The organism is Bacteroides sp. RTP31139st1_H2_RTP31139_211217, assembly GCF_040227615.1.
GTDB lineage: Bacteria > Bacteroidota > Bacteroidia > Bacteroidales > Bacteroidaceae > Bacteroides > Bacteroides uniformis.
Genome location: NZ_JBCNZM010000048.1, coordinates 13,882 through 26,736 on the forward strand (window position 1 = coordinate 13,882; position 12,855 = coordinate 26,736).

23 protein-coding genes and 3 pseudogenes (1 of these 26 only partly in view) are annotated in these 12,855 nt (G+C 38.2%); 19 read left to right on the plus strand and 7 right to left on the minus strand.

Going from position 1 to position 12,855, the window contains the following annotated elements:
- The 19 genes and pseudogenes from ABUA47_RS10115 to ABUA47_RS10205 form a co-directional block, all read left to right on the plus strand.
- Positions 1-198, plus strand: a pseudogene (locus tag ABUA47_RS10115) (hypothetical protein); the annotation flags it as partial.
- Complete coding sequence (locus tag ABUA47_RS10120; protein WP_004326717.1) at positions 155-409, plus strand: hypothetical protein; 255 nt, start codon at positions 155-157, stop codon at positions 407-409. The pseudogene ABUA47_RS10115 and the gene ABUA47_RS10120, both read left to right, overlap by 44 nt.
- A 2-nt stretch (positions 410-411) precedes the next feature.
- Positions 412-1,263 (plus strand): phosphoadenosine phosphosulfate reductase family protein, encoded by an 852-nt coding sequence (locus ABUA47_RS10125; protein ID WP_349831582.1) that lies wholly within the window; start codon positions 412-414, stop codon positions 1,261-1,263.
- A gap of 271 nt (positions 1,264-1,534) precedes the next feature.
- Positions 1,535-1,702, plus strand: a complete 168-nt coding sequence (locus ABUA47_RS10130; RefSeq protein WP_225538764.1) for a hypothetical protein — start codon at positions 1,535-1,537, stop codon at positions 1,700-1,702.
- Positions 1,703-1,775: 73 nt separating this feature from the next.
- Entirely contained in the window at positions 1,776-2,174 is a 399-nt protein-coding gene (locus tag ABUA47_RS10135) for a DNA methyltransferase (RefSeq protein WP_004327442.1), read from the plus strand.
- Positions 2,175-2,522 carry a DUF551 domain-containing protein gene (locus ABUA47_RS10140; protein WP_004327443.1) on the plus strand — a complete coding sequence of 116 codons (348 nt, stop codon included), beginning with the start codon at positions 2,175-2,177 and terminating at the stop codon, positions 2,520-2,522.
- A gap of 410 nt (positions 2,523-2,932) precedes the next feature.
- Positions 2,933-3,178, plus strand: coding sequence for a hypothetical protein (locus tag ABUA47_RS10145; RefSeq protein WP_004327448.1), 246 nt, complete (start codon positions 2,933-2,935; stop codon positions 3,176-3,178).
- A gap of 7 nt (positions 3,179-3,185) precedes the next feature.
- Positions 3,186-3,671: a hypothetical protein gene (locus tag ABUA47_RS10150; protein WP_004327449.1), complete on the plus strand. Its 486-nt coding sequence runs from the start codon at positions 3,186-3,188 to the stop codon at positions 3,669-3,671.
- A gap of 16 nt (positions 3,672-3,687) precedes the next feature.
- Positions 3,688-3,924, plus strand: coding sequence for a hypothetical protein (locus ABUA47_RS10155; protein ID WP_004327450.1), 237 nt, complete (start codon positions 3,688-3,690; stop codon positions 3,922-3,924).
- Positions 3,921-4,414 (plus strand): annotated as a pseudogene (locus ABUA47_RS10160) (DNA N-6-adenine-methyltransferase). The gene ABUA47_RS10155 and the pseudogene ABUA47_RS10160 overlap by 4 nt, the downstream one beginning before the upstream one ends.
- Positions 4,414-4,689 (plus strand): hypothetical protein, encoded by a 276-nt coding sequence (locus ABUA47_RS10165; RefSeq protein WP_007846615.1) that lies wholly within the window; start codon positions 4,414-4,416, stop codon positions 4,687-4,689. Before ABUA47_RS10160 ends, ABUA47_RS10165 begins: the two are co-directional and overlap by 1 nt.
- The gene (locus ABUA47_RS10170) at positions 4,664-4,873 is read left to right on the plus strand and encodes a hypothetical protein (protein ID WP_007857030.1); all 210 of its coding nucleotides are present in this window, start codon (positions 4,664-4,666) and stop codon (positions 4,871-4,873) included. Before ABUA47_RS10165 ends, ABUA47_RS10170 begins: the two co-directional genes overlap by 26 nt.
- Before the next feature lie 2 nt (positions 4,874-4,875).
- Positions 4,876-6,141: an RtcB family protein gene (locus ABUA47_RS10175; protein WP_349824473.1), complete on the plus strand. Its 1,266-nt coding sequence runs from the start codon at positions 4,876-4,878 to the stop codon at positions 6,139-6,141.
- A complete protein-coding gene (locus ABUA47_RS10180; protein ID WP_004326730.1) occupies positions 6,138-6,545 on the plus strand; it encodes a hypothetical protein in 408 nt (135 codons plus the stop codon). Before ABUA47_RS10175 ends, ABUA47_RS10180 begins: the two co-directional genes overlap by 4 nt.
- Complete coding sequence (locus tag ABUA47_RS10185) at positions 6,542-7,057, plus strand: hypothetical protein (protein WP_349831584.1); 516 nt, start codon at positions 6,542-6,544, stop codon at positions 7,055-7,057. Before ABUA47_RS10180 ends, ABUA47_RS10185 begins: the two co-directional genes overlap by 4 nt.
- Position 7,058: 1 nt before the next feature.
- Positions 7,059-7,460, plus strand: coding sequence for a hypothetical protein (locus tag ABUA47_RS10190; protein ID WP_007854369.1), 402 nt, complete (start codon positions 7,059-7,061; stop codon positions 7,458-7,460).
- Positions 7,444-7,737 (plus strand): MazG nucleotide pyrophosphohydrolase domain-containing protein, encoded by a 294-nt coding sequence (locus ABUA47_RS10195; protein WP_007854367.1) that lies wholly within the window; start codon positions 7,444-7,446, stop codon positions 7,735-7,737. Before ABUA47_RS10190 ends, ABUA47_RS10195 begins: the two co-directional genes overlap by 17 nt.
- 90 nt (positions 7,738-7,827) lie before the next feature.
- The gene (locus ABUA47_RS10200) at positions 7,828-8,493 is read left to right on the plus strand and encodes a hypothetical protein (RefSeq protein ID WP_007854365.1); all 666 of its coding nucleotides are present in this window, start codon (positions 7,828-7,830) and stop codon (positions 8,491-8,493) included.
- 185 nt (positions 8,494-8,678) lie between these two features.
- Entirely contained in the window at positions 8,679-9,080 is a 402-nt protein-coding gene (locus tag ABUA47_RS10205; RefSeq protein ID WP_349824474.1) for a DUF3127 domain-containing protein, read from the plus strand.
- 41 nt (positions 9,081-9,121) lie between these two features.
- On the opposite strand, the gene ABUA47_RS10210 is transcribed toward ABUA47_RS10205, so the two are convergent.
- The 7 genes and pseudogenes from ABUA47_RS10210 to ABUA47_RS10240 all read right to left on the minus strand — a co-directional run.
- Complete coding sequence (locus ABUA47_RS10210; protein WP_005794364.1) at positions 9,122-9,685, minus strand: DUF6549 family protein; 564 nt, start codon at positions 9,683-9,685, stop codon at positions 9,122-9,124.
- Positions 9,682-10,389, minus strand: a complete 708-nt coding sequence (locus ABUA47_RS10215; RefSeq protein WP_005794365.1) for a hypothetical protein — start codon at positions 10,387-10,389, stop codon at positions 9,682-9,684. The genes ABUA47_RS10210 and ABUA47_RS10215 overlap by 4 nt, the downstream gene beginning before the upstream one ends.
- 28 nt (positions 10,390-10,417) lie before the next feature.
- Positions 10,418-10,834: a hypothetical protein gene (locus ABUA47_RS10220; RefSeq protein WP_005794367.1), complete on the minus strand. Its 417-nt coding sequence runs from the start codon at positions 10,832-10,834 to the stop codon at positions 10,418-10,420.
- Positions 10,812-11,279 (minus strand): hypothetical protein, encoded by a 468-nt coding sequence (locus ABUA47_RS10225; RefSeq protein ID WP_349824475.1) that lies wholly within the window; start codon positions 11,277-11,279, stop codon positions 10,812-10,814. The genes ABUA47_RS10220 and ABUA47_RS10225 overlap by 23 nt, the downstream gene beginning before the upstream one ends.
- A 27-nt stretch (positions 11,280-11,306) precedes the next feature.
- On the minus strand, positions 11,307-11,570 hold the full coding sequence (locus tag ABUA47_RS10230) for a hypothetical protein (RefSeq protein WP_004326738.1): 264 nt from the start codon (positions 11,568-11,570) through the stop codon (positions 11,307-11,309).
- A 2-nt stretch (positions 11,571-11,572) separates the two neighbouring features.
- Positions 11,573-12,748: a hypothetical protein gene (locus tag ABUA47_RS10235; protein WP_349824476.1), complete on the minus strand. Its 1,176-nt coding sequence runs from the start codon at positions 12,746-12,748 to the stop codon at positions 11,573-11,575.
- Positions 12,749-12,754: 6 nt separating this feature from the next.
- Positions 12,755-12,855, minus strand: a pseudogene (locus ABUA47_RS10240) (hypothetical protein) (it continues 220 nt past the right edge of the window).

Below are 12,855 nucleotides of genomic sequence, written 5' to 3' on the forward strand. Positions count from 1 at the left end.
GAATACACTCATGTTCGCTTCCGTTTTGGCTACACCAAACGGACAATGCTTTTTGAACTTGAATCTATAACCATCGGAGTTGGTAACACCAATTGGGGAGCGCCTGACAATGAATATGTATTTATACTTAAACTGGGAAAATGTATCAAAAAAAATGAAAGTAAGGACTCAACAGAATTTCAACCAAAAAACTCATGAAACAGTATTCGGTATCAGCATCATGCCTGACGGTGGCAGAAGATATTGCAAATATCCAATAGGCCACCAAGAATACAAAGACTATGCCCAAGCACACCAAGCTATGAAAGATGTACAAAAGATATTGGATAATGGAGGTCGATTAGTATATTCTCCCAAAGGTAGTGCCGGGATTAATAAACATGAATATGTGAAAATTGAAATGATATAAAAATGAAAATATTAGTAAGTTTTTCAGGTGGTAAGGATTCACAAGCATGTTTGATCCAAGCCTTCAAACAATATGGGGGGGGGAATTTAACCGCTGTGTTTTGTGACACCGGTTGGGAACACCCTGACACATATAAACATGTGAATGATGTTTGTCTGCAAATGGGTGTAAGACTTATAACTCTCAAATCAAAATATGATTTTGTGTCTTTGGCAGCTCATAAGAAAAGATTTCCTTCCACGAATGCACGATTTTGTACCAGTGAACTAAAAATGAAGCCAATGATTGATTATGTACTTTCTTTGAAAGAAAGCTGCATTATCATACAAGGTATCAGAGCCGGAGAAAGTACAGCACGTGCGGCAATGGAAGAGGAATGTATGTATTTCAAATCGTATTTCCAACCTAATAAGAAAGGAAGAACTGAAAACTATCGAAGTAAGGATGTCAAAGAATGGTGTTCCCAATATGACGCTTCTGTTCTAAGACCGATCTTCAAATGGAGTGCACAGCAAGTTATAGATTGCATACTGGATGCAGGGCAGAAACCGAATCCATTGTATTATCGTGGATTCTCACGTGTTGGATTTTTCCCGTGTATCATTTGTCGGCACAAAGAAATCGAACTCATAGCCAAAAATGATCCTAAAATGTGCCAACGCCTAATTCAAGCAGAGAAAAGCGTAGGACATTCCTTCTTTCCTCCATTATACATACCTCAAAGATTCTGTAAAAACAAACAATATCCTTATGTAGAGGAAGTTTTGGAGTACGTTAAAGAACATACCCCTGATATGTTCGAGCCGGAAGGTGGATATGCCTGCATGAGTCTGTTTCATGGACTATGCGAGTAAATAAAAATGGAATGAACATTATGATACGAGATCCTTACTATTTGGCGAAAACGGTCTTAGGTTCATACAACTTGTATATCCTCAAAGATCCTTTCGAATCTTGGCATTATTCGTGTGTTGGTACATTCAATACTAAAGATGAAGCTATAGATTATTATCATAAGTTGAAAGAAGAAGAGAAAATGATTTCAAGAATGCACATGAAATTAATAATAACAGAATAGAAAGGATATAAATAATGCCGATAAGCGAAGTATATAACATGGACTGTATGGAATACATGAAGGGGATTCCTGATAAGTTCTTTGATTTAGCGATAGTCGATCCCCAGTATGGCATAGACATAATGCACAAAGGTGGGATGCCGAAGCATTTAGGCTTTAAACAATATAAAAGAAAGGATTGGGATAAGTCCCCCCCCCGGAAAGAAATATTTTGAGGAACTATTCAGGGTATCGAAGAATCAAATAATTTTTGGTGGTAACTACTTTACTACCTATCTTCCTCCCAAAATGGGTTGGATTGTTTGGGATAAAGGACAACATGGATTAACTATGTCTGACGGTGAATTGGCATGGAGTAGTTTTGACAAGGCTCTTCGGATCATAACTCTAAACCGGTGTACAATTGGAGAACGAGGTGGAAATATCCATCGTTGTCAGAAGCCAGTGAAATTATATGCTGAAATATTAAGAAAAAACGCCAAAGAGGGAGACAAAATTTTTGATAGTCATTTAGGTTCAGGAAGCAGCAGAATAGCTGCTTATGGACTTGGATTCGATTTCTATGCAACTGAAATAGATGAAGAATACTTTGAAGCACAAGAAGAACGTTTTCACCGGGAATGTTTTGGGGAGATAAAAACAGAGAGAGGAACGTTGGTTCAAACTAATTTATTTGACAGGGAATAAATGAAACAGACAGTAGAAGAAGCGGCAAGTGAAAATATCCTATTTAATCATAGGACAGTTGACAGAACTTTGAGCGGTAAAGATTTGGCAAAGTTTGGAGAGATGAATTTCGTTCAAGGTGCAGAATGGAAGTCGAAGCAATCTCTTTGGATAAGTGTTAAGGAACGGTTGCCGGAGCCTAACAAGGAAGTTCTTCTTTATGATAAGAACTCCATCCGGCATTATGTCATAGGATGGCTGCGGAGAGATAAAGGATATAACAAAGGCATGTGGGCACTCTCCAATGGTTGGATTGAAGATAAGGATATAACCCACTGGATGCCGATTGATAAACCAATAACCGAGTAATTATGAATGAAGTAAACTTTAATGGAATGTTCGGACAGCAAGGTTGGATTTGTCCGAAGTGTGGAAGGGTATATTCACCTTTTACCAAAATGTGTTTGTATTGTGGCCCTAATAACACAAATACATTTCTAATCTTGACGATCATTCTAATACACATATCAGTGAAGAAGAATTAAAAGAAAACCGTAAAATCGAACAGAAATGAATGATGGAGTTTATTTTGACCAAAATGGTAACGAGGTAATCGTAATCAATGGATTTGAATACTCACGAGAAGAATTTGATTCCCTTGTGGATATGTGTGGAGATTGCAATATGTAATAAAAAAGAAAGAAATGAGTAAAACAACAATTTATTATCTATTCCTAATAGCAATGTATATGCTGCTAGGATAGATGGAAAGGAGAAATATGGATAAAGATAAATTCAACAAAGCAATAGAAATCAACAATAAAATAGAGGAATACAAAGATCATAAGATGGCACTTGAAAATTCTAACATAAAATATGGTGGTGGATTGATATTTACATACAACAGAATGCACAATGATGTACCATTAAAGGAAGAAATTTTTGGTAAGAATTTCCTTCAGTGCTATATGTATGCTTTGGATAGTAAGATAAAAGAATTACAAAAAGAGTTTGACGAATTATAAAATAGAAATGAGTGAAACGAAAATCATATTAGATGCCTGTTGCGGTAGCCGGATGTTTTGGTTCGACAAGGAAAATCCTTTGATCTTGTTTGCTGACATCAGAGATGAAGAGCATACTCTTTGCGACGGTCGAAGCCTGAAAGTCCATCCGGATATTGTATCTGACTTTACCGATATGCCATTTTTGGATAAATCCTTTAAACTGGTGGTATTTGACCCGCCCCATCTTCTAAAGGTTGGTCAAAATAGTTGGTTGGCCAAGAAGTATGGTAAACTTCCCGAAGATTGGCCAAGGGTGATAAAAAAAGGAATTGATGAATGCTTTCGAGTACTTGAAGATTACGGCGTTCTCATTTTCAAATGGAATGAAGAGCAAATAACGGTTAGAGAAGTATTGAAAGCCATCGGACGGCAGCCGTTGTTCGGTCACACCACCGGAAGACATGGCAAGACTATGTGGATGTGTTTTATGAAACTACCAATTTACGAATAACAGAATATGTTGTAAGATGAAATTAAACAAAAAGACAGAGCAACTTATTAAACTTAGAGCCGCTGAACTTAAAAAATTATATGAAACTCCTAATCCTGAAGTAGATAAAATTATTTCTGAATTGAGAGCAGAAGCAACGAAACGTCCACAGAACATGAGGAAGGAAGAAGAGATTGCTTATATTCTGAAAAAGGCTGATGAAAATTGCGATCATATAGAAATTCGTAAAATCCTAAATGTAAGTAATACATGAATACATCTTTTGAACGATCTGCAAACGCTTCCGATGAATGGTACACACCACGAGAAATCATTGAAGCATTAGGTGAATTTGACCTTGATCCATGTGCTCCCATGCACCCTCTTTGGCCTACCGCAAAAATCATGTACAACAAGCAGGACAATGGTCTTATACAAAATTGGGGGGGGGGCGAATTTGGCTTAACCCTCCGTACTCCAAACCGCTTATATGGCAGTTTGTAGAGAAATTGGCAGAACACGGCAACGGTATAGCACTACTTTTTAACCGGTGTGACAGCAATAAGTTTCAAGACATCATCTTCACGAAAGCAACCGGTATGATGTTTTTGAGGAATCGAATAAAATTCTTCCGTCCCGATGGAACACGTGGGGACAGCCCCGGTTGCGGTAGTGTTCTTATTGCATTTGGCCGGGAAAATGCCGAAATTTTAAGGAACTGCTCTTTACAAGGCAAATATGTTGAACTTAACAATGATAAATGATGAAAGTCTTATATTTACTCATGCTCATTGCCGGTCTTCTGTGGATCGGTGATTTCTCTATCACCTTAAAACCCTTTTCTGTATCTTTACCATGCTGGTATAAATCCGTTGGCATACTTCTATTTTGGCTGTCAATGACTATATATGTTTTAGGTGAGCATACCAAAGGCTATAAAGAAGGATTTGATACTGGAATTAAACAGTGCATTAAGATACTTGATAGAAATTGCCACTCTAAAGAAATAAATAATGATGAAACAGTACAGAATCAATAAAACGACTACCTTCGTAGAAGATAATTGCAGCGGAAACAGAGAGAAATACCTCCTTCTTGATTACAAAGTACAAGTTAAATTTGCAGGGATTTGGATAACAGTCAAGTCCTTTCATGATGAAGATGAAGAATACGCAAAGAACTGTGCGAATGAACTTCTTGAAAAACTTAACGAAAAGATTTGATTATGATTGAATTACAAGGAAAATTCGGCAAAGATTGTAAAATATTTACAAATGCAATAGAAAATGAAGCTATTGGAACGATACAAAACATTTTGAACAATCCGGTTACGACTGGTGTTCCGGTTCGTATTATGCCTGATACCCATCAGGGAGTAGATATAGTGATTGGATTCACCATGCCAGTTACAGATCGTGTCAACCCCAATCATATCGGAGTGGATATTGGTTGTGGAATGTTGTGTGTAGAAATTGAAAATGCAATAACAGAAGAGTCTTTCCCGGACATTAATCATGCAATCCGTTCCATCATACCTATGGGATTTGAGATTAACCAACAACCCTTATCCAAACAAGAAAAGGAAGATTTGTTTACCTTCTTATCTATCAGAATGGATCAGTTCTGCTCTAAATACCAACTAACCAAACCAGTTATTAATGAAGAATATGTATCACAACTTTGTAAGAAGGTGGGGATAAATGAAGGCACATTCTACAACTCTTTAGGTACATTGGGAGGTGGAAACCACTTTATAGAACTGGGGCGTGCCGAGTCAACCAATAATATATTTCTTACAATACATACCGGATCGCGGAACTTTGGTGTGAAGGTTTGCAAATACCATGCCGAAATAGCCAAATTTGACAAAAAAGCTTTTTCTAATGAAATTCAACGCTTGAAATCCACTGTTGAACCACAATCCATGCAAGCTGAAATACAACGTTTGAAGGAAAAATTTGCCGGGTATTCCGGGTATCTCACAAATGAAGCAATGTTTCACTATTTATGTGACATGGTGATTGCACAAGGATATGCCGCTTTCAACCGCAAGTTGATTATACAACGTATAATCAAAGCTTTGGGCTGGAACACTGCAATATCTGTTGAGACAGTCCATAACTATATCAGCTTTGATGATATGATAATCCGTAAAGGGGCTATTGCTGCATACGCCAATGATTATGTTGTGATTCCTATGAATATGGCAGACGGTATTCTTCTTTGTCGTGGTAAGGGAAACAAAGATTGGAATTATTCTGCACCCCACGGTGCCGGACGCTTATACTCCCGTTCTGAAGCTAAAGAAAGATTATCAATGGATGTATTCAAAGCCCAAATGAGCAATGTGTATTCTACTTCCGTATGTGAAGGGACATTGGATGAAAGTCCTATGGCATACAAAAATGTTCAGGAGATAAAAGAGCTTATAGAACCTACGGTAGAAATTGTTGATACAATTGTGCCCCTAATCAATATCAAAGCTGTATGATAGAAAAGACAGACTTCCCTTATACTCTTGGCGGCTATGTCGAACAGCAAAATTATAAAGGTTTCGACATAGCCGTTTCCATTCGCAGATACAAAGGAATATCAGCTTATGTCATTTCCTCGGAGAAAAGGCTGATCCGTGAAGAATCTGCCACCTTTGCCGACAAAGAAGACATGTTCCGTTGGGGACGAGAAGCGGTTGACCGGTATTTGGAACAGCAAGAACGTAGAAAAGAAGAGAATGCAGTCAAACGGGCAGACTATTATAAGAAGAAAGCTCGTGTGGCAGCATTGAAAGCCTTTAATGCCGCTATGTATTTCTCTGATATAAAGGATGGACTTTATGATAAGGCAAAAGGATTTTTTGAATATGAACTGGATAAGGAACATGCAAAGATCAGATGAAAACACTTGATATTATACAAGGCTTTTGCGATCATGTTTTTCGTGATAAAAAAGGAAACCGCATCTTTCCCAATATTTTTGTCGGGAAATGGGAAGCTGACTTATTGGAAGTTACCCGGTCACGCCTGACTTATGAATATGAAGTAAAAGTAAGCAGATGTGATTTCCATAAAGACAAAAAGAAAAGTGATAAATATGGCAAGAACAAGTTTGATGTTGTCACTTCCGGCCAACGTACCAATTATTTTTATTATATAGTACCGAAAGGTTTGATAAAGCCCGATGAAGTCCTTGATTTCTCCGGGCTTATTTATGCTTATGAAGGATCAGTGCAATGTTATTCTCTTGAAAAGGGAAGATATGCAGTAAAGAGAATTTTCTTTGAAGTAGCCAAACCTGCCCAAAAAGTTTCTGACATGAAAGCGGATGATAACTTCATTCGTAAACTCGACTTATCCATGTACTATCGCTATCACCAAATGAGAAGAGACAATTACAAAAACAAGGAATAATATGGAATTAAGATTAGACCCTGAAATACCGGTCACACGGGTTGTCAACGGGCATAATGTTTTCAATAAAGGCTATCACCACGGATTACGAGGAAAAACCTATGAAGAATACTATGGCAAAGAGAGAGCTGTTGAAATAAGAAAAAGACACAGCGAGGCTTTGAAAGGACATAGATATTGGTCTAATGGAAACGCCCATGCCTTTGCGTGTATCGCAATCACTCCCGAAGGCAAATGGTATAGATTCGAGTCAATAACCCAAGCTGCCCAAAAGTTAAATCTGAATTATGCCACAGTTCGCCGGTATATAAAACGAAAAATCAAACCCCAAAATGGCTGGCAATGGTTCTTGGAGAAAGATAATAACTGGATAAAACATATTGATGATGGAAAAGCTGAATGAAATCGCACAAAAAGCTTATGAATGTGCTGTAAGACGTGGAAAGATTGATCCCGACAATGATAGTAACAACAATCTCCACCGCGATCTGCTTGAAGAAGTTGCCGAAGTCTTTGAATGTACAGGTGAGAAATCTCCACATATTAAAGAGTATTTAGATGTAGAAGAAGAGCTGGCAGATGTAATCATTGTTGCCCTAAGCACACTACACCATTTCAAATGTGACATTGATTCACTCATTGAAGCCAAAATGAATTATAATAAAAATAGAATGGATTGATATGGGAACCGGACAATTAATAAAATTGATTGTTGAGGCGTTTGTGCTTATCTTTGCACTACCATGTGTCTATAAAGATTTCATGAACTTATGGAAAGAAAAATAAGTGATATAAAAGACAAAAAGTTGAAAGCTGAAAATATCACATTGGCAGCAATATATAACATATTGTTCACCAATGATATAGTTTGCTCCTTAATTGTAGAAATGTTAAGTGCATTACGCAAATCAGGGCTTTGTCGTTTCCGTGTAAAGCAGCAAGGAAATAAACTGGAACAGTTGATGCTTCAATATGAAAAGAAAATCAATAAAATAGCCGGAAACCGAGCTTTTTTCATGGCTGATGCCAACCAATATGTTGCAGATGAAGTACAACCTGATTTGCTTAAAATGGAATACTCCATTAAAATGGAGTTTGACAAATGCCGGATTGAGAATAGTGCCTTACTTGCCAAAGTAGAACTTGCAAGATGTATGGCAGAGCTTGCTTGCCTATCCCTTGACAAACGGATAGAAGAAGTCCGTCCATATAATAAAGAAGTAACCGGAATAACATATCTCCGGCTCACTGACACATTTAAAGTATTGGATGAACTTTCTGATATTTTATATAGGGGAGGGTATTGTAACCTCAATCAAAGCGATAATTGCAAAAGGGGTATGGCTATCATACAACGAAAACTTACTGATTGTGATATTATCAGCCGCGCAATCAATGAGTCAGACAAGTTAAATCCTGCTGATAAAGACGGATAAAAATGGCAAAATATCGTATAGGAATATCCGAAAGTTTATTGGGAGATTCTTGCTATTAATGTCAGATCAAAAGGTTTGGCATTTGGTGAAATGATGAAAGTTTCGGTACCAAAGAACGAATTTTAGATTATGCTTGTAAACTTAAAAAAACGGACATATAGTGTTTAACTATTTATAAACTGATTATGAAATTAGAAGGAAGAATCATCGTGGCACAACCGATACAATCGGGTGTCTCAAAAAATGGTAACAACTGGCAAAGACAAGATTTCGTTTTGGAAATTCCCGGCCAATACCCTAAAAAAGTCGCTTTTTCAGTAATGAATAGCAATATTCAGAATTTTGGATTAGCAGTCGGGCAAGACGTTGATATTGAAATAGATATTAATGCGAATGAATGGCAAGGAAAATGGTTTAACTCCATTACTTGCTGGAAAGCAACACTCCGTAATCCAGGACAGCCTACCGCAGCGCAACAGCCCCAAACTTATTATCAGGGGGCATCATCCACCGCGGCACCCGTACAAACTGCCATACCTCAACCGCCAGTGGATTTTGGGGAACAAAAAGACGATTTGCCTTTCTAAAGAAAAAGGAGAAGGGAGCATTTCGGCTCCCTTCTTATTAATTAATGTTCCACCTTTACAATTTCATTATAAACGATTTTGCTTCGTGGGTTATGATTGACTATCGTTTGTTTATACCCCTTTGTCCCCCATCTCCACCATAGGAACCTGTGTTTATATATCCGGCTTATCGCACTTGAAAGACTGTCTCTCACTTCATAAGTAAATGTGCTGTCAGGAATATTTGCATAAAAATCCACCCATTTATCTGAATAATTGAAACAGCTGTCTTTCAGAACAAATACAATACTGTCTTTAGTGACAACTTTTGTGGTTGTGATATATTCGACTTCTTTTGGACGCAGATTCAATTCTTTTATTAGTTTTGCATCCGCACTCCGCAGCTCTTTCAATTCTTCTATGTTAAGCCGTAAAACATGGTTTTCAACCACATTTAGACTATCCCTAATCTTATATTCTTCAAGCCCAGTACAGAGACTTTTCATATTATCTGAAAGTCGGGCACTTTCCTTCTTCTCTTCCTGCCACAACCGGTACATCAAAAAGGTTGCCGCAAGGAGTAACACAAAGATTACTCCTATACCTATCTTCAATCTCATAATCAATCTGTATATACATTTTTACCAACTTCCGCAATAACTACCCATGCACCATTACAGAAACCATATATCTTACCGTCATTCTCCGGCATTTCAGGTATTGTATTAAGTTTTGTTTCATTGGCAGTGGCTTTGCTAAGAGCTGTTTGAGCTGTACTTTTTGCAGCATCAGCCGTTGTTTGTGCGGTCACGGCCTTTCCATCAGTAACAGCCAACATTCCAGTCAGAGTTTTTTCATTGGTTACTCCTGCAAGGAAGGTTTCAATTTCATTGAAGGTGTCAATGGCCGTAGTCGCATCAACAGTACCAACCAATTCATCCAAAGCGGTCTTCACCGCATTTATGGACTGTTCCAGTTGGGACTCTGCCAGTTGAGCACGTCCGCTTTCTGCTAAAATATCCGATTTGCTCGCACTGCTGCTACCATCAGAACTTTCCAAAAATGAAGATGAAATAGGAAGTTCATTACATCCTACCATAACATATTGTCCGGCTATCAACCCGTCGACATTCATATCACAGAACTCTCCAACCCCAAGTGCTGTTTTGTAAGGTACATAATCCTTTCCATTAGAACTTTTGTACACAACAACTCTGTTGTTTGCTGCATCTCCAAAATTGATGCTAATAGCAAATTTCCCAGTAGATAACTGTATAGGTTGGCTTTCGTACCAATCCTCTTCTTTAAGAGTAAAATTCAAGTTTGCCATATCTTCTATGTGTTTATATGTTTGTTTCCTATATCAACTCCCAACCTTTCCTTACCTCATCCATGTTTGCAGGAACACCATTCTCAACATAACTCATTGCAGCCACCACCGCAATAAGTTGTTCCCGGTTGTTTCTGTTCAGAATTGTATGACGAGATATGCCTGAACGCTTTTCGACTGTGGCAATATACACTTCAGTATTGTTCTCACATGGCGGTGCCCATCGCATAATAACATCTTCAAGTTCATTGGCCGTGCCGTCTTTGTCAGTATCATACTTATTAAGAATATAAGTTTGAAGAGTTTTAAAAGCAGCACGATAACCGTATGCCATAGTTTTAAACTGAAAGAAACTTTTATCTGTCTGTGTTGCAGACAACCCCTGCCATTTCGTATTATTTCTCCGTATATTTAACGGATTATTATTCCGTAGTCCCCGTGTCATTTTTATCCTCCTTTTCTTTTTGTGTTTCAAACAATATTTGTGCGGCCAGTCGTGCTATATCGTCCTTATTCTCAATGATTATACTCATGGTCTTTTCCGCTTTCCGAAGCTCGGCCTTTTCCCATGATTTCTCACGTACCGATTTGAACTCACAGAAAACGCAATAAACCGCCCATAACATAGCGAATACTGGAAATGGAATGACGATGCAACATATAAGGTCAATCATAACCAGTGTCAGAAACGGATTAAAATATTTCTTCGCTTTTGTCGCTGTCATTTTGTACTTCTTCGAGGAACGAAGTTCCCCACGCTGTTTGGCCTTCTGAATCCCCGAAATAAAATCTATCCCCATTGCGATTATGATAGCTGTCATACTTACCGCTATCAAAACCAAATGTAAAAACAAATGGTCGTGAATGAATGTTTCAATAATGTCGTTCATATCCTTTTGTGTTTGCGTTTATTATTTTTATTCCAATAGTAATTTGTTGATAGCATCAATAAAGGCTGGGGAACATAAACTTGCGTATTCCTTAATCATATTACACTCTTCATCGTTATACTCAATTTCTCCATTGGAGTTGAATATTTTAAATGCGAGGGCATGAGCCTCTATTCCCCTGCCAAGTTGATAAATGATATTGGCAAAATCCTTCTTGTAGTTCTCAACGGAACATCTCGTCTTATCAATATCAACAAATATCTCAATTCTTTCAAAATTTATCCTTTTCATAATCACTTCCAATCATTATCATTTGAAGCACCGAACATCAGTCCTCTTCCCAACCAGTCAGAGTTCGGTGACGGATACATAAAATCCACCAACTGCATACAATGGTACATGGAACCGCCACTCAATGTTTGCTTTGTTCCATTCGCATATATCTGAACATTATTATGATTGTCATTTGCATTAACCACGAATATCCTTTGGGTGACGGCAAGACTCAAAAGATAACGGTAGGTTACATTCGATGTTATTCTAAATATAACCGTATCAACTGGAAAACCCGAAGTTTCACCGTTATAATCGTATCTTGGCGAATAGCAAGGAACTGTATAATAAGTTTCGTTAGCAGAGGAAGTCCCGGAAGTCAAAGGTATATAAGTACCGGTTTTATCAGCACCTTTTGTGTACACATAGGCATAGGAGCCGTAAACTACCATAATGCTTCTTTCCCTTGCGCCAAACACGCCTCTACACCATAAGTCAGAAGTGTAGAAACGTAATGACCGGTTATCCTTAGTACCTTGATGATACATATCACCATCAAACCACATTCTTCCATCACTTCCAAAGCTGATTCCTCCAACCGCATCACCAGCAGCATTCACGCAATTCAACCTTGTAAAAGAGCCTGATACACCTTTCAATGTACCTTCAAAAGTGCTGTCACCTGAAATAACCGCACCAGCCGCATAGAGTTTCCCTGCTATACTCACCTTATATGGCGCATCAGTCGGTGTTGTAGCTCCAACCCATAACGGATAGTCACCACCAACAAGACCTGCTGCAACCGTTTTATTATCGCCCTTCATTATCAAAAGCTGATTACCCTGCATGAACCGTAGAATAGCATTTTGAGCCATGATAAGCGGAGTGTACACTGGCACCAAAGAATTAAACTTCTGCCAATAAGTTGTATTTGTCACCGGAATGGAATCACTGGACGTATGAGTTTTCAGACATTTATACGCATTAAACGTATTAGCACCGGTAGTCACAATTGCAATATCCAAGTACCGGGTACCGGAAGTCAAAGCCTCGTCATTGCGATACTCTATGCCTTTAGCCCATTCGGATTGCCGGAGAATACAGCCTTGCAGCCCGTTTTTCCCCGGTTCCCCATTAGTACCGTCAATTCCATTTTTGGCCTTTCTTCGTATTAATATATGCCCTTGCGCCTCCATACCGGATTACTTCAATTTTGCTAATACTTCTTTTGCGATCTCCTTAGCCTTGATACGATAACTCTGATAATCAGTGTATTCTTTCAGATATTCGGCACGCTTACCTT